Source organism: Flavobacterium chungangensis (assembly GCF_042654045.1).
Classification (GTDB): Bacteria; Bacteroidota; Bacteroidia; order Flavobacteriales; family Flavobacteriaceae; genus Flavobacterium; species Flavobacterium chungangensis.
Genome location: NZ_JBHSFY010000019.1, coordinates 51,032 through 72,097, shown reverse-complemented (window position 1 = coordinate 72,097; position 21,066 = coordinate 51,032). Strand labels below are relative to the sequence as shown.

General features: G+C 33.7%; 14 protein-coding genes and 1 pseudogene. All 15 read right to left on the bottom strand.

Translation table 11 applies throughout. The features are described 5' to 3' along the window. Nucleotides 1-267: 267 nt before the first annotated feature. The 15 genes and pseudogenes from ACFO3N_RS23050 to ACFO3N_RS22980 all read right to left on the bottom strand — a co-directional run bounded on the left by ACFO3N_RS23050 (nt 268) and on the right by ACFO3N_RS22980 (nt 21,050). Entirely contained in the window at nt 268-444 is a 177-nt protein-coding gene (locus ACFO3N_RS23050) for a histone H1 (RefSeq protein WP_008467640.1), read from the bottom strand. Nucleotides 445-751: 307 nt separating this feature from the next. After that, nucleotides 752-2,074 (bottom strand): rhamnogalacturonidase, encoded by a 1,323-nt coding sequence (locus ACFO3N_RS23045; protein WP_379801226.1) that lies wholly within the window; start codon nt 2,072-2,074, stop codon nt 752-754. A gap of 26 nt (nt 2,075-2,100) precedes the next feature. Then, nucleotides 2,101-3,390, bottom strand: a pseudogene (locus ACFO3N_RS23040) (DUF4861 domain-containing protein). Between the two features lie 202 nt (nt 3,391-3,592). Then, entirely contained in the window at nt 3,593-4,033 is a 441-nt protein-coding gene (locus ACFO3N_RS23035) for a hypothetical protein (protein WP_379801225.1), read from the bottom strand. Nucleotides 4,034-4,190: 157 nt separating this feature from the next. Beyond that, nucleotides 4,191-4,724, bottom strand: a complete 534-nt coding sequence (locus ACFO3N_RS23030; protein ID WP_379801224.1) for a YcxB family protein — start codon at nt 4,722-4,724, stop codon at nt 4,191-4,193. A gap of 216 nt (nt 4,725-4,940) precedes the next feature. After that, complete coding sequence (locus ACFO3N_RS23025) at nt 4,941-5,684, bottom strand: rhamnogalacturonan acetylesterase (RefSeq protein ID WP_379801223.1); 744 nt, start codon at nt 5,682-5,684, stop codon at nt 4,941-4,943. A gap of 257 nt (nt 5,685-5,941) precedes the next feature. Continuing rightward, nucleotides 5,942-7,297, bottom strand: a complete 1,356-nt coding sequence (locus ACFO3N_RS23020) for a glycoside hydrolase family 28 protein (protein ID WP_379801222.1) — start codon at nt 7,295-7,297, stop codon at nt 5,942-5,944. Between the two features lie 82 nt (nt 7,298-7,379). Then, the gene (gene pelA, locus ACFO3N_RS23015; protein WP_379801221.1) at nt 7,380-9,380 is read right to left on the bottom strand and encodes a pectate lyase; all 2,001 of its coding nucleotides are present in this window, start codon (nt 9,378-9,380) and stop codon (nt 7,380-7,382) included. A 7-nt stretch (nt 9,381-9,387) separates the two neighbouring features. Then, a complete protein-coding gene (locus ACFO3N_RS23010) occupies nt 9,388-10,977 on the bottom strand; it encodes a glycoside hydrolase family 43 protein (protein WP_379801219.1) in 1,590 nt (529 codons plus the stop codon). Between the two features lie 156 nt (nt 10,978-11,133). After that, the gene (locus tag ACFO3N_RS23005) at nt 11,134-12,354 is read right to left on the bottom strand and encodes a glycoside hydrolase family 88/105 protein (protein WP_379801218.1); all 1,221 of its coding nucleotides are present in this window, start codon (nt 12,352-12,354) and stop codon (nt 11,134-11,136) included. A 22-nt stretch (nt 12,355-12,376) separates the two neighbouring features. Continuing rightward, nucleotides 12,377-13,582 carry a glycoside hydrolase family 88/105 protein gene (locus ACFO3N_RS23000; protein ID WP_379801216.1) on the bottom strand — a complete coding sequence of 402 codons (1,206 nt, stop codon included), beginning with the start codon at nt 13,580-13,582 and terminating at the stop codon, nt 12,377-12,379. Between the two features lie 9 nt (nt 13,583-13,591). Next, entirely contained in the window at nt 13,592-14,782 is a 1,191-nt protein-coding gene (locus ACFO3N_RS22995) for a glycoside hydrolase family 88/105 protein (RefSeq protein ID WP_379801214.1), read from the bottom strand. A 414-nt stretch (nt 14,783-15,196) separates the two neighbouring features. Next, nucleotides 15,197-16,135, bottom strand: coding sequence for an alpha/beta hydrolase fold domain-containing protein (locus ACFO3N_RS22990; protein ID WP_379801211.1), 939 nt, complete (start codon nt 16,133-16,135; stop codon nt 15,197-15,199). 99 nt (nt 16,136-16,234) lie between these two features. After that, a complete protein-coding gene (locus ACFO3N_RS22985) occupies nt 16,235-17,908 on the bottom strand; it encodes a RagB/SusD family nutrient uptake outer membrane protein (protein WP_379801208.1) in 1,674 nt (557 codons plus the stop codon). Between the two features lie 13 nt (nt 17,909-17,921). After that, nucleotides 17,922-21,050 carry a SusC/RagA family TonB-linked outer membrane protein gene (locus ACFO3N_RS22980; protein ID WP_379801205.1) on the bottom strand — a complete coding sequence of 1,043 codons (3,129 nt, stop codon included), beginning with the start codon at nt 21,048-21,050 and terminating at the stop codon, nt 17,922-17,924. Nucleotides 21,051-21,066 lie beyond the last annotated feature (16 nt).

Genomic DNA, 21,066 nt, shown 5'->3' with positions numbered 1-21,066 from the left:
GTTTTTTTTTTTAAGATGCTAAGGTTCTAAGATGCTAAGATTCTAAGTTTTTTTAGAAGTTTAAGAGAAATTCTTAATTCTTAATTCTTAATTCTTAATTCTTAATTCTTAATTCTTAATTCTTTATTCTTTATTCTTTATTCTTTATTCTTTATTCTTTATTCTTTATTCTTTATTCTTTATTCTTTATTCCTAACCCTTAACCCCTAACTCCCAACAACTTTAACCCATAAAAAAACCCCGTCGATTGACGAGGTTTTAGTTGTATTATTTTTTTGATTCTTCGATAGAAACTTTTCTAAACTCTTTTAAAAGTTTTTCAATTTCTAAAGTTGATTTACGTGCTCTTGGTCCAGCAGCTTTAATTCCTTTTTCAGTCAAAGATTCAGCTTCAGCTTTGAATGTTTCAATTTCGGCGTTGATTTTTACTAATAAATCTTTCATGCTTATATATTGTTAAATTAAGCCACAAAAATAAAAGTTTGTGTGATAGTTACAACAATTTTGCTGTTAAATTTAATGCAGTTTTTCATTCATTTCCTTTACAATAAATTGACTTCTTTTCTTTATTAAAAACCAGCAAATACAATGCATTAGCAATCAACAACTTACTCCAGAAGTATTTTTACAACAACTGTTTTAATACGCTGCAGAAAGTATCAAATTAAAAGCAAATTCATCCAAAAAGATGGCTTATACCTCTTCTATTTGTTAATTTTTGAGCGGAAAAATTCCTCAAAAAAGGAAAATTTTACTCAATAAGAGTCTTATTTAGGTAAACATTCTTTAAAACAAGTCCGTCTATAATGCTTTTATCCATCTTAGTTTTTACAGACTCTATATGTAGATTTTCAAATCTAAAATTACTCAATCTCACATTGGGATCTTTTTCCACCCCATAAAAATTTGTGCATTTAAGATTGATATTTTTTAAAGTAATCTGATCGCCATAAGATAACGGAATATCTTGACGGTTTTTCAAATCATAAAACTGTCGCCAGGCAAAAATGGCAAGTCCAGTTTCTGCTTCGCCTTGAATGTTTTCGACTAAAATATATTCGTATCGCTGTGGTGTGTCTGGTCTCATTTTTAGCCACAACATTCTAGAAGCACCTTTTATTTGGCTATTTCTAAAAATTATATTTCGATTATGAATCGCTTCACTTCCATTGGTTAAAGCCGAATGGCAAAATCCAAAAGTACAATCCTCAATTATGATGTTTTTATTAGGGCCGTTATTTGAATCTTTATCTGCGTAAGGTCCTTTCCCTCCTTTCAAGGCAATGGCATCATCATTTACAGACATATAGCAGTTTTTTATCAAAACATTTTCGCAGACATCAAGATCAATGGCATCGGTACTTGGCGCTTTAATTTCAATATGTGGCGAAAAGATGTAAAGATTCAGCAGTTTTACATTATTACATTTATAAAAGTGATTCGTCCAAAAACCTGAATTAATCAGTTTTACATCCTGAAACTGAACATTTTTTGAATTCCATACAAAAATTAATCTTGGCCTAGAGACTTCAAGATTCGTGCAATCAGGATTCTCACTACGTCTTTTCCAGAAAGCTTCCCAAAACTTTTTTCCATTTCCGTTTATTGTTCCTTCTCCAGAAATAGAAAAATGATCTACCCCATAAGCATTGACCAAGGCGGGAAAATAATCCAGATTTTGTCCTTCCATTCTTGAAGCCATAATTGGATAATCAATAATATTATCTGAACCTTTTAAAACTGCTCCTTTGACTAAATATAAAGCTGTTTTAGGTTTAAAGAATAAAGCGCCACTCAAAAATACACCTTTCGGTACTACAATTACACCGCCACCATTTGCCGATGCAAGGTCAATTATTGCCTGAATGGTTTGCGTTTGGAGTACTGTACTGTCTTTTTTAGCTCCAAATTCTGTTATACGATATTGCTTTCCTAAATCCTTTAATTGCAATTTCTGATCATTTTTAAACCAGCTGCTGATGGGAGTGCCATCAGGAAAAACATCGGTTACCTGTTGCGAGAAAGAAAAATTCAATCCGCTTATAAAAGCTAAAACAATAAAAAACTCTCTCATTTTGTACAACAGCCTATCGTTTCAAATTACTTTATTTCGACTTTTATTTTAGCCGAAAGCTGTTTGGCTAAATTGGTCACATAATTAGTAAAAAATGCAGAATCATTAAAACCTTTATCGGCACTCAGTTCCCAAGCTGCAATCGCATAATAACTAATCTCTTTTTTATTATCAACTTTTAATTTTGCCAAATACGAATCGGTCAGCTGTCCTGTTTTAGGAGCTTAAATATAACCTTGATAAATATTTGAAGGAACTAAAATTGCTGTTCCCAAAATCCATTGGCGTTCATAAGTCAAATAATCGTGCTGAATTAGACATATCCAATCTCCAGCTTCTATAACCTGTAGCGGATTTTTATTATTCAAATTAGAAATTGCGGCCAGAAAAGTTTCTTTGCCTTTAATGCCATCTATTGAAACAGTATTCTTAAAACCATACATTCCAGGCCAAATAGAAGTTGTTTCCTGTACTTGATAAAGATTTCCAGAGGCTTTCCAATTTTGATAGTGGTAGCTTAAAACAGAGTTTACCGGTCCTTCTGCAACAATTTTAAAAGTCGTCTTTTCTACATTATTTATGGTGTCATTACCTAAAATTCCAAGTCGGTTTATTTTATTGTCAATCAGCAATGCATAACCGCCTAAACCAACAGAATTCCCAACTGGAAAAATATCTCTTCCCCAATCGTACATCACGTGATAATTGTCTTCAACCGCGCCTTTGCTGTTTATACCCACGTTTTCTGGCGTTATTCCTGGAAGTTTTTTTCCAAAGACATCTTTAGAATTTCTTCCGTCTAGATAATGTCTAAAACCAACTTTATCATTCTCCCAAGTTGGCCCGTCTGTCTGGTATTTTTGATAACCTAATTTTTTAAGAACCTGATTTGCCATTAAAACTTCTTGTGTATCTGGATGAACAGGAAGATCCTTTCCTTCTCTTTTTCCAAAACGTGCACTGGTTTTTATTGTAAACTTTGGATCTATATCAGACCATTTTAACTGAATGATTTTTTCTTCGTTTGGTGAAAAATCTGTTGTAAAGAAAAGTTCATCCCATTTTCCATCGCCATTAAGATCGTTTGTCTGCGCTGGAATTGTATCTTTTTTTGAAAGCAAAATGGGGAAACCTCCTTTTACATTGCTTTCTCCTATATTCTCTCTTTTAATAGAAATTGCTTTTTGCGAGAGCGCCAGAGAACTACTATTTTTTAAAACAATTGTTTTTTCTGATACATTTTGAGAAACTTTGCAACTCGCTAATAATACTGTAACTAAAGTAATTGGAAGATAAAATAATACTCTTTTTTTCATACTTTCTTTATTCTTTATTTTTTCAGAACAATTTAAGGCTTTTAATTGTTATAATAACACTTAAAAATCAAAAAAAATTAATAAAACTAAAAAGTAGAATAAAATAAAAAGCAGGATAACGAACAATAATTACCCTGCAATTTAAACATATTATTATCAAATAATATGGTCGAAAAAAATATAAAAAATAAAATAAATTACGTCACATTAAAAAATACATTGCTTTATAATATTCATTAAGCTTTGATTGTGATGGATTAGATAACCTCACTGTCTTTTTTTCTCTTTTGAAATCTAATTTCTTATTCAAAAAGAGCTTTACTTCTTTAAAAATTTCACGACTCGTTTTTGATTCATCAAACAAAATTAAATTATTGACTCCCTCCAGAAAAGATAAGCTCCTATAAAGTTGCCCATTAAACAAACAAACCAAAGTATTTGCTCTTTTTTCCTCTTGTAAAAAACTAAGCAATTCTTCTCTCCTGTAAACTACATAAATAGTTCGATCATATTGATTTTTTGTTCCTTCACATTGATCAGTAAAAGATTTTTCTAAAAATTCAAACTCATCTTTAAATTTTCTTTTAAACATTTTTAGAAAAGAACCTTTATTATCAATCACTAAAACTCGCTCCTTTTGCATCTTATTGTTTTTTTTAAACAGTAAACTCTTCCATTAAGTGAAAGGATTCATAACTGAAATATGTAGCAAAATTAGAGCTGTATAAATAATTCATTATCTCCAATAAGCCATAAAACAATCACAATAAGGTATTTTTTGATGTTATTATTAAAATGCATTAAACTTTTATGACGTGCATGACATGCTTTTCAACAAATGAAACCAATTCTTCAATCTCTTGACAATTGTGATCTTTCTTTGAAATAGAAATTATATAAGCATTTCTTTCTTTTACGTAGAGAAATAAGAAATTTTTAGTCGAAATAACTTTTTCAATTTTTGTCCACTTATGTTTTAATTCTCTTAACGGAGATCGAACGCAAACATCAGAATAGGTAAAAGCGAGTTTGTATCTGCTATAAATTTTTTTATGCTGGATAAGCCATTTTGTTAGACAGAAAATCGTTTTGGATATAGCATCAAGAAAAAAGAATTGAATGATCACCAAAAAAACAAGTGTAACCAGACCACTTATCAGCCATTGAAAAAAATCAGCTTCATTAATAAAATCAAGAAAAAGCACAATTAATGCAACGACGAAAAAAACATAGATTAAACGCTCTTTAAACAAGTGTTCAAAGTACATTTTGTTAAGTTTTCTAATTTCAGAAATATTTAACTGAAACTCTAATGAAAAATTAGCCGCTTTCATAATTTTTGTTTTTTTTAGGTATATTATTCGAGGCAAAAGTATATCATCAAAAAAGTACTAAGTAGACTTAGAAGCTTTTATAATATTAAAATAGGGCTAGATTTATTTCTTTAATCTTTACTTTTTTATCTTCTTTTTATATGAAATGCCAAAAAAACAAAAAAGGGGAAATACAAATTCCCCCTTCCTTTTAATTACTTTAAGTTTAAAAACGTTTTACTTAATTCCGCTTTTAAGATTCTTTAGCGAAACGTCCTTCGAAAGCTTAATTTGGTTAATTACAATTTCAGCAATTTTATTTGCTCCTAACAAGGAGAGGTGCGTATCATCAGCTTTATCTGTATTGTAAAAAGCATTTTCTCCCGCTTTGAAATGGAGATGAAGCTGTTTTGATTTTTCTGGCCCGTAAGATTGTTCTAATAATTCGGTGAAGTACTCTAAATCTATAAAAGGTACATTGTACTCCTGTGCAACCAATCGGGTTTCTAAAGGATAATCACCATGAGTTGGCACCAAAACGCCTTTTTCGTTAAAGTTACGTCTTGAAATGGAAGTTAATAATATCGGAATAGCACCTTTTTCTCTGCTTTCTTTTACAAAACGAATCAGGTTGTATCTATAAGCCGTATGCGGATTGGTAAATCGTGCTGAATCTTCTATTTTCTGGTCGTTATGTCCGAATTCTATAAAAACATAATCTCCTTTTTTAAGTTTGTTATAAACAGAATCCCAGCGTTTTTCATTGATAAAGCTTCTCGTGCTTCGTCCGTTTACCGCTTTATTGATTACTGTGATGTTTTCTTTAAAAAAAGGTTGCAATACCTGAGCCCAACCATGTTCTGGATTTTTGTCTGGATCTTTTTTATTTGCCATTGTAGAGTCTCCAATACAATACAAGGATGTTTTTTGGGCAAAACTTACTGTGGTGATAAGTAATGTTAGAAAGATATATTTTTTCATTTTCTTTTATTTTTTTAATGCTGAGTGGTTTTCTTGCGAAATGTTTTTTTAACGCAAAGTGCGCTAAGGTTACGCTAAGTTTTTTATTCTTTGTTTACTTTGTCAATGAGGACACAAAGCTTTGTGGTTATTCTTTGTGTAGATGCACTGCAGTGCATCTCTACGAAAAACCTCTGAACCTTTGAACCTCTAAATCTTTTAGCCTTTGCGAACTTTGCGCTTTCTTTGTGTGCTTTGCGGTTAAAAACGGCTAAACTCTAATGTTTTGAAACTGCTGTAGGCACTGTTGCTCTTTTACCTATAAAAACATCTGTCATCAAGACGTTTTCTGCGTTTTCATTCGAGAGGGCATTTTTAGCTTCTTTTATTTCTATGTTTTTTAAAGAGATGTTCTTTATTTTTTTATCTGCAAATCCCTGAATTACAATACCAGATTCTGACGCTTTGTTGCAAGTGATATTAGAGAAATATACATTTGATATATCCGATTGATAACCTTTGCCTTCTCCGTGATAATTTGATGTAATGTATAGACAATCTTCTACTTGATCTAATTGAATATTTTGAACAAATATATTTTTGATATAGCCTCCACGATCGGCATTCGTTTTTAAATAAATGCCTCTTTTTAAATAACCTGCCGTTTTACAATTTTCTACAAATACATTCTGAACTCCAGCTGACATTTCGCTGCCGATTACGACACCATGAAGTCCTTTAAAATTACAATTTCGTATCACAATATTCTCGCTAGGCGTTGCTGCATTAGCTCTTCCTTCATGATCTCTTCCTGCTTTTATGGCAACATTGTCGTCTCCGTTGTCAAAAGTGACATTTTCAATTAAAACGTCTTTTGCATATTCTGGATCAATTCCATCATTATTGTGATTTAAGGATTTGTAACTTATTCCGCGAATGGTAATACTTTCTGATTTTAAAAGATGAAGACACCAAAACGGCGAATTTTCGATTCTGATATTTTCGACTAAAATGTTTTTACAATTTAAAAACTGAATCATCTGTGGTCGTAAAAAATAGCCTTCTCCAAATTTTCTTTCTTCTAATGGAGTGTTATTGTGATTCATTTCACGGCTTCGGTTTTTGCCTTCGTTTTCTTTTGCTTTAAAAGTTTTCCAAGTCTTTCCTCCTTCTCCGTCAATTGTTCCTTCTCCAGAAATGGAAATATTCGTGCAATTATTAGCATAAATAAGCGGACTGTAATTATACAACATCGTCCCTTCCCAGCTTGTTAAAACCATTGGAAGATAATCTTTCGGATTATCACTGAACTTTATTTTAGCCCCTTTTTCAATTCTAAGGTTTACATTGCTTACAAAATGTATCGGTCCGTTGATTTTATAAATTCCTTTTGGAACTATAATTGTTCCGCCTTTATTTTTTTTGCACAAAGCCATTGCTTTATCAAAAGCCTTTTTATTATCTGTAATAGAATCGCCTTTGGCACCTAATGTCAAAACATTAATCCGATAAGAAGTTATTATTGGAAGCTGAATTCGTTTCACAATAGAATCCACTTTAGCTGACGGAAAATTGCTATTCTGTGCAAATGATGCCCACGAAAGGAAGATTAGAAAGAAGTATTTGAAATTCATGTTTTTTTATTTTAAGTGCGTGCTAGTCGCAGTCGCAGTCCCAGTTTTCAGTGCCGACTGAAACTGCGACTGAGAACTGGGACTAAAGAGAATACCAATTCGCAATCTTATCTTTAAGGATATTTTCTATCGAATATTGTGTTGCTTCTTTCTTTGAAAGCTGATAAGACCATTTTACTCTTTTTGATGGCTGAAATCCTTCTCCGCTACAATTGTATTCTGCATAAAAAGATTTTTTTTCTGCTTCTGGTTTTGACCAATTTTCCCAGCCTTCAGGTTTAATTTGATTACCCATGTCGCAATTTATAAAAACCGTTTTTGCATAAATGCGCCAAGGTCTTCCTAAGTAAACATCTTTTGCTTCAGGATTTGCCGTGAGTTTACAGTTTTTAAAAACGAAACCGAATGGAGTTCCTTCTGGCGTTGAAGCCGCTGTGATATAAGAACTTTTTATACTGTGAATCATACAGTTTTCAAATAGAGCTGTTGCGCCTCCAAATATAAAATCGGTTGTTCCTTCAATATAACAATCTTTGAAATATTGTTTGGCATCTTTTCCAGACAAGTACAAAGTATCTTGATTTCCTAAAAGTATACAATTCGTAATCTTAGCGCGATTAGCTACAACTGATAAAGCAATCGCTTGTCCGTGTTCGCCAGAAGTATTTTTAATCGTTAGATTTGATGCTGTAAAATCGTCTCCTTCGACCAAAAGCGTATAGGTATAAAAAGTACTATTTCTTCCTAAAGCTATTCTTGAAAAGTTGTCATCAAAAGTAATAATGGTATTTTCTTTACTTTCACCTTTCAGAAATACATGAGTATTCCATTCTGGAATTCGCACTTTTTCGTTGTAAATTCCGTTTTTAATAAAAATAGTTACTTTCTCATAAGGAAAAGCGGGTGTTGCATAAATTGCATCCTGAATTTTGGTAAAATCTCCCGAACCATCTTGTGCTACAGTAATATAATCTACAATTTTCTTTTCGGCTGCCCCTACTTTTGTACCGTTTTTAACTGCCCAATCTGGAAATCTTTTTAAGACTTCCTCTGGTGCATCTGAGTACCACGAATAGCCATTTCTTCTTTCTGATCCTATTTGATCCAATGATTTTTTTCTGATTCCGTCGCGGTCACAAAAGAAAGGTTCATTGGTTTCCAAATCCATAAATCTTGCCCAGATTGGCTTGGCATTTGTTGCAGGAATCATTTTTTTATCTACAATTTTTCCAGCGTCATTTAAAACTCTTTTTTCTTCTAAATTGGTAATTTTAGTTTTTTGAAACCATTCTACAGCGCTTTTTACAGCAATAACAACATCTCTTGAAGGTTTGTCAATCGACATTAAAAGCAATACTATTTTTGCTGATTCATAACCGCTTAACGAAGCCAATTCAAAAGCTCTTGCATTTGCTGGAGCCAAAGTCACTTCATCATGCTGAGCGCACCAGGCGGTTAAAACGCCATTTTGTTTATATTGTGTTTTTAGAATACAATCGATTCCTTTATCAAATGATTTTCTGCATTTATCCACAATTTCTTTTGATGGTTTAATGCTGTAATAATCCGATTCGTCTGCTACGGCTTTTATTACATTCATAATATTAACCATCGAATCATCATTGTAAGTAATGTGCGTATAATATCCTTTTTTTAACGGATAAAACTGAGGCCATCCTCCGTTTGGGTATTGAGCTTCCAAAAGATAATTTAACCCCTTTAAGAAAGATTCTCTGTAACGTTCGTCTTTGACCTGCGCATACATTCTAGACATAAAAAGCATTTCCTGACAAGTTGCTCCGTTATCGGTAGTAGTTTCGACAGCTGTTTTTTTAAGGGCAATCAAATCTTTTTTCTGCTTTTCGTTCAGCTCATCCTGCATTTGAATATTCTTTGGCCAGCCTCCAATATCTCTTTGGTAGAGCAGTACATTTTCTGATACTCTTTTTGCGTCTGCAGTTGCAAACCAAGCGGCATCACTCTTGCGAATAATTTCTGACCATCTTTTATAAGTATTCTGAGCATTTACAGCAAAACTGCAAAGGCATAAAAAAAGCATTATTTGTTTTTTAAACTGTATCATTTCCTAGCTATTTTGTTACTCTGAACCAATCAACAGCAACATTCCCTGAATCATTTTTAATTATCTCACCCAAAGCAAAAAGTCCGACTTTGGCTCCAATCCATTTTCCTTCTTTAGCAGTAAAATCTTTTCCTATGGTTTGATAATTTTTATCGTCTAAACTATACGAAAAACTACAGATTGCACCTTTGCTAATTTTTACTCTTAAATAAATTGTGTTTTGCTCAATTAACACAGGCTTAGTTTCAGTCTCTGAAACCGTTTTATCAAAAGTTCCTGTTTTCTGATTCAGATATAATTTTCCGTTCTCATTTTTGAAATTCAGATAACTATAATCTAACCCCATAACAATCAAACCAGTACTTTCTCCATTTAATCTTGCATTAAAAGTCAGTTTTGTAGTCGCCGTAAATTCTTCTGCTGGAAATTTTTGCAAGAGTAAATTTGGAGCATTAAAAATATTTTTGGTTGTGGTGTTGCAAAACAAATTCAAATAACCCAAACTTGTTGGAAAACCAAAGTTGGTCTGTTTATTTGCCTGCCATTGCCATTGCAATCCTAATTTTGGCTCATTAAATTCATCTGAAGTTGCTGGAACTTCTATCGGATATTTTTTGCCAACATTGGGTTTCTTGTATGTTGTTACGGGTTCGCCTATTCCATTTTTATCAAAATCTTCTCCCATAACCGGCCAGTCATTCACCCATTTCATGGGTTGCAGATGCACAATTCGTCCATAAGCGCCTTTATCTTGAAAATGGAAAAACCAATCTTCGCCCGTCTGAGTCGTTACCCAAGCCCCTTGATGCGGCCCATTTATTGCGGTCGAACCTTGTTCTAGAACCTTCTTTTTTTCATAAGGTCCGAAAACATTTTTCGATCTTAAAACAGTCTGCCATCCCGTTGGAACTCCTCCTGCTGGTGCAAAAATGTAATAATATCCATTTCGTTTGTAAAATTTTGGACCTTCAATTGTGCCTTCGCTTTCGTGTCCGTCAATAACCATAACTTCATCATTATTCACAACGGTTCCTTCTGGATTCATAGTACATACAACTAACAAACTTTTAATCTGAGCGCGGCTTCCTGCAAAAGCATGCACCAAATAAGCTTTGCCATCAGTATCCCAAAGCGGACTCGGATCTATCAATCCAACACCTGCTTTAACTAAAAGTGGCTCAGACCAAGGACCTTCTGCTTTTTTAGCTTTTATCATATAAATTCCGAAATCTGGATCTGGATAGTAGATGTAAAATTCGTTATTGTGATAATTGATGCTTGGCGCCCAAACTCCATTTCCGTGCTGTACGCTATTGTAGGTTTCAAATGGAGGCTGTTTAGCCAAAGCGTAGCTTATAATTTTCCAATTTACCAAGTCTTTTGAATGTAAAATCGGTAACCCTGGAATACAGTTAAAAGAGGAAGCTGTCATATAATAATCATCGCCTACGCGAACAACATCTGGATCTGAATAATCGGCATGAATAATCGGATTGGTGTATGTTCCGTCTCCGTTATCTGGCGTCCAAACTTGTGCGTTATTCTTCTGGAAACAAAAAATGGAAAGAAGAAATAGGATGATTTTTATATTTTTCATTTTTAACTGTTCTTTTTATTTAAACCCGACAAGTTTTTAAAATCTGTCGGGTTTGTAACTTGCTTATTCTTTGAGGAGTTACTTTGAGATGCTTCGACTTCGCTCAGCAAGACAAAGCTGAACATTCATAACTCAAAACTCATAACTTGTAAAAAATTATCTATTCAACTCCAAAGCTGCCAAAATAAATGGTCCAGTTGCTTTAGGATCATTGTCTTTTTTTCTTTCGTTTACGTAATATTCGTAAGATCCGTCACGATATGGATTCCCACCTAAACCTGCTACTTGGCAACAGTTTGTTAATGTAATTCCACCATCTTGATCTACTTTTTTGATTAATACAGTTGTTAATCCGTCAAAAGCTTTGTTGGCTGCTTTTTTAAATTTAGATGGCAAATAACCTTTGTTTGCTCCTTTTGCAAAAGCATATGAAAACATTGCAGATCCAGAAGCTTCTAAATAATTGTCTTTTTCACCGCCTTTATCGGTAACTTGATACCACAATCCAGATTTATCTTGGAATTTTAGTAAAGCCTCAGAAACATTATTTAAATACTGAATCAAGTCTTTTCTTTTTGGATGATCTTTTGGCATGTAATCTAAAACATCAACCAAAGCCATTGCATACCAGCCCAAAGATCTAGACCAGAAGTTTGGAGAGTTTCCTGTTTCTTTATTTGCCCAAGGCATTTGTTTGCTTTCGTCCCATCCGTGGTATAATAATCCTGTTTTTGGATCTGTTGCTTTAAGCTGAATCAATTCGAATTGTTTTGCGATATCATCAAAGCTTTTTCCGTTTTCGAACTTAGCTGTGTATTCTGCGTAGAATGGCTCTCCCATGTACAAACCATCCAACCACATTTGATTTGGATAAATTTGCTTGTGCCAGAATCCTCCGCTTTGTGTTCTTGGCTGTTCTGAAAGTTGTTTACGAATTAGTTGCAACGCTTTTAAATATTTATCTTCTTTTGAACTAGCATATACATCAAAAAGAAGACGTCCTGGCAATACTAAGTCAATATTGTATTTTTCAAATTCATACGTAGTAATGCTTCCGTCTGCCTGTACAAATTGGTCGACATAACTTCTTACATAAGCTTTATATCTAGGATCTGGATTTTTTTTGTACAGCTCTTCTATTGAATGTAAAACTAAAGCGTGAACGTAATCCCACTTTGGTTTTTTAGCGTCGTCGATCATATACGATTCTCGATGGCGTTTCATCAATGTCAAGGCCATTTTATCAGACCATTTTGCATTCTTTCCAATCACAATCTCTTTTGCTGGTTCCTGCGATGTTACTTTACAACTCGTAATGGTCATAAAACAAGCCATCAAAATCGACATAAAATAACTTTGCTTTCTACTATTTCTCATTTCAAAATTTATTTAAATTCTACTATTTTTCTAATTCAACTGCCGCTAAAATAAAAGGCCCTAATCCATGCGAATTATCCACTTTTATTTTTTCGCTTATATAATATTCATAAGAACCATCACGATAAGGATTTCCTCCTAACCCTGCACTAGCACAAACTTGAGTAATATGTATTTCTCCGTCTGGATCTACTGTAACGAGTTTTTTTGTAATTCCGTCAAATCCTTTTTCTGCTAACTTTTTATAGTTTTTTGGCAAATACCCTTTTTTTACTCCTTTTGCAAATGCGTAAACAAACATTTCAGAACCAGATGCTTCAAGGTAATTTCCTTTTCTATTTCCAGCATCTGTAACTTGATACCATAATCCTGATTTATCTTGATATTTTGCAACAGCTTTCGAAATCTCATTCAAATACTGGATAAGTTCTTTTCTTTTCGGATGTTCTTTTGGCATAAAGTCTAACACATCAACCAAAGCCATCATGTACCAACCTATAGATCGAGACCAAAAATTGGGAGATGTCCCAGTTTCTTTATTCGCCCAATCCATTTTTTTACTTTCATCCCAAGCATGAAAAAGAAGACCCGTTTTTTGGTCTAAAGTATGCTGATGAATCTGCTCAAACTGTTTTGCAATATCATCAAAACTTTTTCCTTGCTCAAATTCAGCTGTATATTGTGCATAAAAAGGAGTTCCCATATACAATCCATCTAACCACATTTGATTTGGGTAAATTTTCTTATGCCAAAAACCTCCCGAATTTGTTCTCGGATGTGTTTCCAATTGTTTTCTTAAAAGCTGCAACGCTTTAAGGTAACGATCATCTTTAGTTTGTTTATAAATTTCAAAAAGTCCTTTGCCTGCGTTTATATAATCTATATTGTAATCGTCTAGTTTATAATTTAGAATATCGCCCGAATCGTTTATAACTGTTTCGTAATACTCTTTAACGTAATTCAAATAAACTGGATTTTGTGTTTTATCGTACAGATTCTCAAAAGCAGTCATCATAAGACCTAGCTTATAATCCCATTTTGGTCTTTCGTTATTGTCAATCTGCCAGGCTTTTGGGTCACGCTTCATAATAGAAAGAGCCATTCTTTCAGACCACTTTAAATCTTTAGAAATAATAATTGTGCTTTCTTGAGCTCTTGCATTCATAGACGAAAACAGCAGACCAATCACTACAAACAGTAAACCAAAATATTTTCTCTTTTTATCCATAAAAAACATTTATTTATCCAATTCGATTGCACTTAATAAAAATGCGCCCAATCCAATTGCACCGTTTTCTTTTGTTTTAGAAACTAAATAATAATAATTTGTTCCATCGCGGAATGGTTTTCCGCCCAAACCTACATTTGATGAAACGTTCAAAACATTCACTTCTCCTTTTTTATCTACTTTCACAAATTCTTTTACAAAACTGTCAAATGATTTTTTAGCTGTTGTTTTGTAGCTTGAAGCCAAATAGCCTTTATTAGCTCCTTTTGCAAAAGCATAAATAATCATTCCAGAAGCAGATGGTTCTACATAATTTCCGTACAATTCTGGTTTATCGGCTACTTGATACCAAAGTCCGTTTTCGCTTTTGTATTGATTCACGTTTTTGGCAATCTGATTTAAATACTCCACCAGAACTTTATGTTTTGGGTGCGATTTCGGGAAATAATCTAACGTTTCAACCAGCGCCACCATGTACCATCCAATTCCTCTTCCCCAGATTGTAGGCGAAGTTCCCGTTTGTTTATCTGCCCAAGCAATCTCTTTACTTTCATCCCACGCTTGGTAAACCAAACCTGTTTTTTGATCTACAAGATGATTCTGAACCAATTCAAATTGTCTGGCAATATCATCCAGACTTTTTCCCTTTTCGTACTTAGCAGTAAACTGCGCATAAAAAGGTTCTGCCATATACAAACCGTCAATCCACATTTGGTTTGGGTAAATCTGTTTGTGCCAAAATCCTCCGCTTGGTGTTCTCGGCTGACTTTCTAACTGATTTCTAAGCTGTCCAATAATCTTCAGATAGCGAGAATCTTTTGTTATATCATATAAATTAAACAGCAGTTTTCCCGGATTTAAACAATCAATATTATACTCTTTAATATCATATTTTTTGATATTTCCCGTACTGTCAATCATTCCATCAACATATTCTTTGATGTAATTCAGGTATTTTTTATTGTTTGTTTTTTGATATAATTTTTCAAATCCCGACAATACAAAACCCATTTTATAATCCCATTTTGGCTTTTCATTTCCGTCAAGCTGCCAAGCATTGGGATATTTATTTAAAATAGAAAGTGCTGTTCGTTCCGACCATTTTAGATCGTACGGAATTACTGTTTCAGACTGATTTTGTGCAATTGCAAAAACATTGAAAAGCAGAAATAATAATAGGACTGTTTTTCTATACTTCATATTTATGTTTCTTTTTGCCACAGATTAATGGATTATTTGGATTATTCTTTGGTTGCTTTTTTTTTAACTGATAACTATCAGGATAAAACTTAATAAAAGGCGCTTCACTTACATCAACACACATAAAATTCTATGTTACTATTTGTTAAATTAATCTCACGCAGAGTCGGCAGATTGAGCAGATTTTTTAAAATCATTTTAATCTTTTAATCTGTGGCAAAAAACAATTTACATTTTTTTTTAAAACAGTTCCGCCTTTATACTTTCTTCCTTACTATTTTCCATCTGTTTTTACAGATATTTCGGCGTAAGTTTTGTTCTTTTTAATATCGTATTTCTGCGCGTTTATAGCAGTTAAACCCGAGAAAAATAAAATTTCTGACGTGATTTTTGCTTTTATTTCTGTATTCTAAATTATTTTAAAATTTTATCTAAAAATCCTACGCTGTACGTGATCGTTTGCGTAAACCAAGGATCGTAAAACCAAAATGAATGTGGAGAATCTGGAATCGTCTGCACTTCATTATAGATTTTATAATTGTTCAAAATCTTGATCATATCATCTCTTCCTGCATGAAATCTCGGAATACTGCTGCAGATGTATAATACGGGTGGTGTATTTTTGTCTGTATGACTTAGTGCAGAAGCATTTTTCCAATTTTCTGGTATTTCATCTGATTTTCCTCCTAACCAAAATGCTGCCATATCCCCTTCTGATGATTCTGGATGCTTGAATGCCAAAACGCCGTCAACATCTATTATGGCGTGGACTTTTGAAGAAGAACGGCTTTTAAAATTTTTATCTTCAAAAAGCGGATAATTATTTGTTGTACCAATCAAAGCTGCCATTTGCCCTCCCGAAGAACAGCCTAAAACCGCAATTTTGTTTGGATCTACATTAAATTTCGCCGCATTATCTTTAATAAATTTTATCGCATTCTTGATATCAATAACACCTTCAGGATATTTTGCTTCTAATGATAATCTGTATTCGATTGCAAAACAAGAATAGCCTTTTGCTGCAATTTCTTTTCCTATAAACTGCATTTGGCTTTTGTTTCCCGATCTCCAACCTCCGCCGTGAATCATGATCACTGCCGGATTTTTTTTCTTTTTAATATTTATGAAAGCATCAAAATGCAAAACACGATCTTGCTCTTGATTGTAAACCAGATCGAACATTTCTTTGACATCTGGATTTGCTTTTATTTCTGGAATTGTAATAAACGGATGCTTCTTAATTAACTTAGCGTAAGTGCTTTTTATGGTATACGACGTATCTACCTGGTACTGCTGACTTTGCATTAAAAGGAAATTAAAAAACAACACTAAGATTAATTTAAATTTTTGCATTTTTAATCTTTACTTTTTAGTTAAGAAAGGAGTTCGACTATAGTCAAACTCCTTTTTAACTACTTCAAAAAACATAGTTCTCAAAAAACTAACAAATTACTAATAACCAGGATTTTGAGGAAAATCTTTATTCTGATTCAAATCTAAAGCTGATTGTGGAATTGGTCTTAAAATTTTAAGTTTTCCGTCTATACCAACAAAATTTGCTTCTTTAATTTTATAATTATGAGCTGAAGCTCTTGCCACTAAAGTTCCTGTACGTTTTAAGTCAAACCAGCGTTTGTATTCTCCTAATAGTTCACGTCCTCTTTCGTCTAAGATATAGTCGATATTAAACTGAGCTGCAGTTGCATTGGCAACGCCTGCTCTTCTTCTTACTTCATTTAAACGAGCTAATCCTGTTCCTGGATTTCCTGCTTTTAAATAAGCTTCTGCTGCAACTAAGTACGTTTCTCCAAGTCTAGAAACAATAATATCTCTTGTACTTACAGGCCCTGTACTTGATGGAGTAGTTGGATCTGGATCGTCAAATTTCTTAACTGGAATAGTATAACAGTCTAAGTTTTTAATTAGCGTATGAGCTGCAGAATATTCTCCCCAAGGGTGATATACAAATGTCGAAGCTAATCTAGAAGCATTAGTTGTCATATAAGCCGCTTTATCTGCCGCTGTAAACCATTTTGGCTCGTAAAAATGTCTAATTTTTAAAGAAGATGGATTTGAACTTCTGTAGTACGGATAGTATAAAATAGTTTTTGTAACCCCATTTGTTGTTTCTGGTCCTTCTAAAATTTCGGTCATGAAAGTAGCATTCCATCTAGCATCCCCCTTTTCATATAAGCCTAAAGCATAATCTGTAGGACATAAATTGTAACTTCTTAATGGAGCTCCTGTTTCTGCTCCTCCTAAATAAGAACTGAAATAGTAAAACTGGTTGTTACCCAATTTTGTCGGATCTGTACTTGTAGAGGCTTTATCGTATTGTACAGAAAAAATCGTTTCTGCATTTAGATCATTTCCTGGTTTAAATAGCTGGTCGAATGCAATTGCTAAAGTTTGACCTGCAATTGCTGCATCGGCGTAAGCTGCTGCTTTAGAGAAATCATCTGCTTTTCCGAAAGTTTCATATCCTCTTGTTAAATACACTTTTGCCAACAAATCGTTTACTGCTCTTTTATTTACTCTTCCTGTAGTACCATAAGCCGTAGTTCCAACATTCGCCAAAGCAAAATCTAAATCTGCAATAATTTGTGTGTACACTTCCTCAGCAGTATTTCTTGTAAAAGATAAAACTGGAGTGGTAATATTATCCAAAACAATTGGCACACCACCATAAGTCTGCACTAATAAGAAATAAGCATTTGCTCTTAAATAACGTGCCTCACCAACAAGTGTATTTAAATTTGGTGTCTGTTCTGTAATTGTAGAATAATATACAGTCTTATTTACCGCTTGAATCTGCTGATAACAAGAAGTATATAAATCGGCTACGTTGTCTGACGAAGGAATTAAAAGTGTATACTGGCTTAATCCTGCTGGTTCTGGAGTTCTTCCTTCAGCATACATATCGGTTCCTGCTTCAAAAAGCCATGGGTTTCCGCCATAAATTCCTTTCAGCCAAGCATAATTTGTGTTGACCAATAACTGGAATCCAGATGCTGTTTTATATGTTGCGTCTGCCGGTACAAAAGAGCGGCTATCTTCTTCAATATAATCACTGCAAGAACTTACAGCTGCAGCGATTATTCCTATCATTACTAATATTTTTTTCATTTGAATATCTTTATTAAAATTTAACACTTAATCCTAATTGTGTAGTTACTGCCGCTGGACGGTTTACTCCAAAAGGAGAAGCTGCCCATTCTGGATCGTAACCATCAAAATCTGTAAACACAAATGGATCTAGAACATTCACATAAATTCTGAAATTAGAAATTTTTAGTTTTTTCAATAATTCAGAATCTAAAGTGTAACCTAAAGATATATTTTTGATTTTCACGTAAGAAACATCTCTATAATACCCAAAAAGAGAAGACCAATAGGCTCCTGCACCTGTTGCAACAGGTCCTGGTCTTGGGTTTGTATTATTTGCATTAGCCTCGATTCCTGTACCATTTGTTGGAATAAAGTAATCCATTGCTATTTTTTGACGTCCTCTATCGCTTACATCGGCAAAGTTTTGGTGGAAAGTACTTAAAACAGTTTGCCCTTGGCTTGTTAAGACAGAAAAATTAAAATCAAATTGTCCGACAACTAATTTAGAATATAAACTTCCTTGCCATTCTGGATTTGGATTTCCAATTACTGTTCTATCATCTTGATTAAATTTACCATCGCCGTTTAAATCTTTTGGTCTTGCTTGTCCAGGAGCCATTCCGTAAGATGCTGCCTGAGCCGCTTCGCTCTCTTGCCAAACTCCATCATAAACATAATTGTAATTTGGATTTAATGGAGCACCAAGTATCAATTTGTTTCCAATATCACTTACTTTGTCCTGATTGTAAATTGACTCTAATTTATTTACGTTTTTAGTAAAAGTAAAAGTCGTTTCCCAAGTTACTTTTCCAGACTTAATGTTTTTTGTAGTTAATAAAGCTTCTATACCTTTATTGCTAACAGATCCAACGTTTGCAAACGTATTTTTCCAACCTGTTTCTGATGGCAATTGCTGTTTGTAAATCAAATTGTCTGATAATCTATCGTAAACATCAATTGTACCCGAAATTCTATTTTTTAAGAATCCAAAATCAAGACCTAAGTTATATTCTCTTGTTTTTTCCCAAGTTAAATTTGGATTTGCCAAATTTTCTGACTGCCAACCTGGAATAACATTTGAACCTTGTGCATAGAATGTCTGTTGGTTTAAAAGTGCTTGAGATGTATAAGGAGCTACGTTATCGTTTCCTGTGTAACCAATACTAGCACGTAATTTCAAATCTGAAACAACTGAGCTGTTTGCTAAAAATGATTCTTTACTAAGTTTCCATCCTAAGGCTAATGATGGGAAACTTTCCCATTTGTTACCTTCAGATAAAACAGACGAACCATCCCATCTTGAAGAAGCAGTAATCAAATATTTGTCTTTAAAAGCATAGTTTAAACGTACTGCATAAGAGTTTAAGGTATTTTTCGCAAAAGCCGATCTTATTACATAACTCGTTTGCGCACCAGAACCCATATTATCTGTTCCAACATCAAAAGGCTGATTATTAGAATACATATAAGAGTTTTCATCTGTATTTGAATACAAACTTTGCAATAATAAAACACTTACATCGTGAATTTCATTGAAAGTATGTTTCAAATCGATTTGATTATCCCAAGTATAATTGAAGTTGTTTATGTTTTCTAAAGTTGCTGAGTTTTTTCCGTTTAAGGTTACCCCTGCATTTGTTTGTGCAGTGTAAGCTTTAGAATTTTGAGTATCCATAATTCCTGCAGCAAATGTTGTTTTGAACGAAAGCCATTTTAGTGGCTGATATTGGAAATACGCGTTTCCTACAGTTTGCCATGTTTTTTCTGTTTGAGAAGAATTTGCAATCTCCATTAAAGGGTTGACTGTAGACGTTTTGTTAATTGCCCAAGAACCATCAGGGTACGTTAATTTTCCAGGCAAGAAAAATAAAGTTCCCACTTTCTCATTTCCTTGTGCATCAACTGCCCATGGAGACATAAGCGGACTTAATCTAAATGCATCTTGCATTGCCAAATCACTTCCTAATTGGTTATCTAATCTTGCGATTGTAACGTTTACTCCTGTAGAAAATTTGTCGTTTATTTTATGATTTAACCCTAATTTAAAAGAGTATTTATCTGTAGCATCATTTTCAATAAGACCACGATCACTTTGGATTCCGAATCCTAAGTTATAACTTAAACCAGAATCTGAACGTCCAGAAATATTTAAATAATTATTTTCTGTCATTCCTGATTTAAGTACAGCATCATACCAGTCAAAATTGTAACCGCTGTTAGCACGAGAAACCAATAATGGACTTTGGTTTCCAGCTAAAGATGCTAATTGAGCTGGCGTTTGTGTAAGAGGCGTTGCACTCATGTAAGCAACTTGATGGAATTTCCACCACTCTTCTCCAGTCATCATTTTTGGCAATCTAGTCGCAATTTTATTTCCATAAGAAGTGTCAAAAGTTACACTGATTCCTGCTTTTGCGCTCGTCCCGCTTTTTGTTGTAACGATAATAACCCCGTTTGATCCTCTAGAACCGTAGATTGCAGCAGAAGAAGCATCTTTTAAAACGTCCATTCTGGCAATATCCTGCGGATTTAAGAAATCAATTCCATCCATTGGTACACCATCTACAACGTATAAAGGCGAAGAACCAACCACACTTGGGTTATTGGAGTCTGCAATTAGGGAATTATTTCCTCTAATTACTACTTTAAATCCATCTCCCGCACGTCCTGATGAAGACGAAATCTGAACCCCAGGTGTACTACCTTGAATCGCCTCTAAAGGATTGATTGTATTTCTTTCTGTGATAGTAGCAGCACTAATAGTACTAACAGATCCTGTAAGATCTGTCTTTTTTACAGATCCGTATCCTACCACAACAACTTCTGTTAATGCGTTTGATTGTTCTGCTAAACTTACATTGATTTTAGTTTTTCCAGCAACATTTACTTCTTGTGTCTGAAATCCTAAATAGCTAATTATTAAAGTAGCTCTACTGTTTGATACATTAATTTTGAAACTTCCTTCAAAATCTGTCGAAGTTCCGTTTTTAGTTCCCTTTTCATTAATGTTTACCCCTGGCAGCGACATACCTGTAGCGTCGGTAATCTTCCCTTCAATTGTTGTTGACTGTGCGTAAATAGAACTGCACAGCAAAAAATTCAGGAAAAAGAAAAATACAAAGTACTTATCTTTTTTCTCAGATAATTGTTTAATACTCATGTGGTTTAAAGTTTGG

What these genes read in the sequence shown, in the direction of transcription:
- ACFO3N_RS23050 (WP_008467640.1), bottom strand. Translation starts at nt 444, where the DNA reads ATGAAAGATTTATTAGTAAAAATCAACGCCGAAATTGAAACATTCAAA.
- ACFO3N_RS23045 (WP_379801226.1), bottom strand. Translation starts at nt 2,074, where the DNA reads ATGAGAGAGTTTTTTATTGTTTTAGCTTTTATAAGCGGATTGAATTTT.
- ACFO3N_RS23035 (WP_379801225.1), bottom strand. Translation starts at nt 4,033, where the DNA reads ATGCAAAAGGAGCGAGTTTTAGTGATTGATAATAAAGGTTCTTTTCTA.
- ACFO3N_RS23030 (WP_379801224.1), bottom strand. Translation starts at nt 4,724, where the DNA reads ATGAAAGCGGCTAATTTTTCATTAGAGTTTCAGTTAAATATTTCTGAA.
- ACFO3N_RS23025 (WP_379801223.1), bottom strand. Translation starts at nt 5,684, where the DNA reads ATGAAAAAATATATCTTTCTAACATTACTTATCACCACAGTAAGTTTT.
- ACFO3N_RS23020 (WP_379801222.1), bottom strand. Translation starts at nt 7,297, where the DNA reads ATGAATTTCAAATACTTCTTTCTAATCTTCCTTTCGTGGGCATCATTT.
- pelA (WP_379801221.1), bottom strand. Translation starts at nt 9,380, where the DNA reads ATGATACAGTTTAAAAAACAAATAATGCTTTTTTTATGCCTTTGCAGT.
- ACFO3N_RS23010 (WP_379801219.1), bottom strand. Translation starts at nt 10,977, where the DNA reads ATGAAAAATATAAAAATCATCCTATTTCTTCTTTCCATTTTTTGTTTC.
- ACFO3N_RS23005 (WP_379801218.1), bottom strand. Translation starts at nt 12,354, where the DNA reads ATGAGAAATAGTAGAAAGCAAAGTTATTTTATGTCGATTTTGATGGCT.
- ACFO3N_RS23000 (WP_379801216.1), bottom strand. Translation starts at nt 13,582, where the DNA reads ATGGATAAAAAGAGAAAATATTTTGGTTTACTGTTTGTAGTGATTGGT.
- ACFO3N_RS22995 (WP_379801214.1), bottom strand. Translation starts at nt 14,782, where the DNA reads ATGAAGTATAGAAAAACAGTCCTATTATTATTTCTGCTTTTCAATGTT.
- ACFO3N_RS22990 (WP_379801211.1), bottom strand. Translation starts at nt 16,135, where the DNA reads ATGCAAAAATTTAAATTAATCTTAGTGTTGTTTTTTAATTTCCTTTTA.
- ACFO3N_RS22985 (WP_379801208.1), bottom strand. Translation starts at nt 17,908, where the DNA reads ATGAAAAAAATATTAGTAATGATAGGAATAATCGCTGCAGCTGTAAGT.
- ACFO3N_RS22980 (WP_379801205.1), bottom strand. Translation starts at nt 21,050, where the DNA reads ATGAGTATTAAACAATTATCTGAGAAAAAAGATAAGTACTTTGTATTT.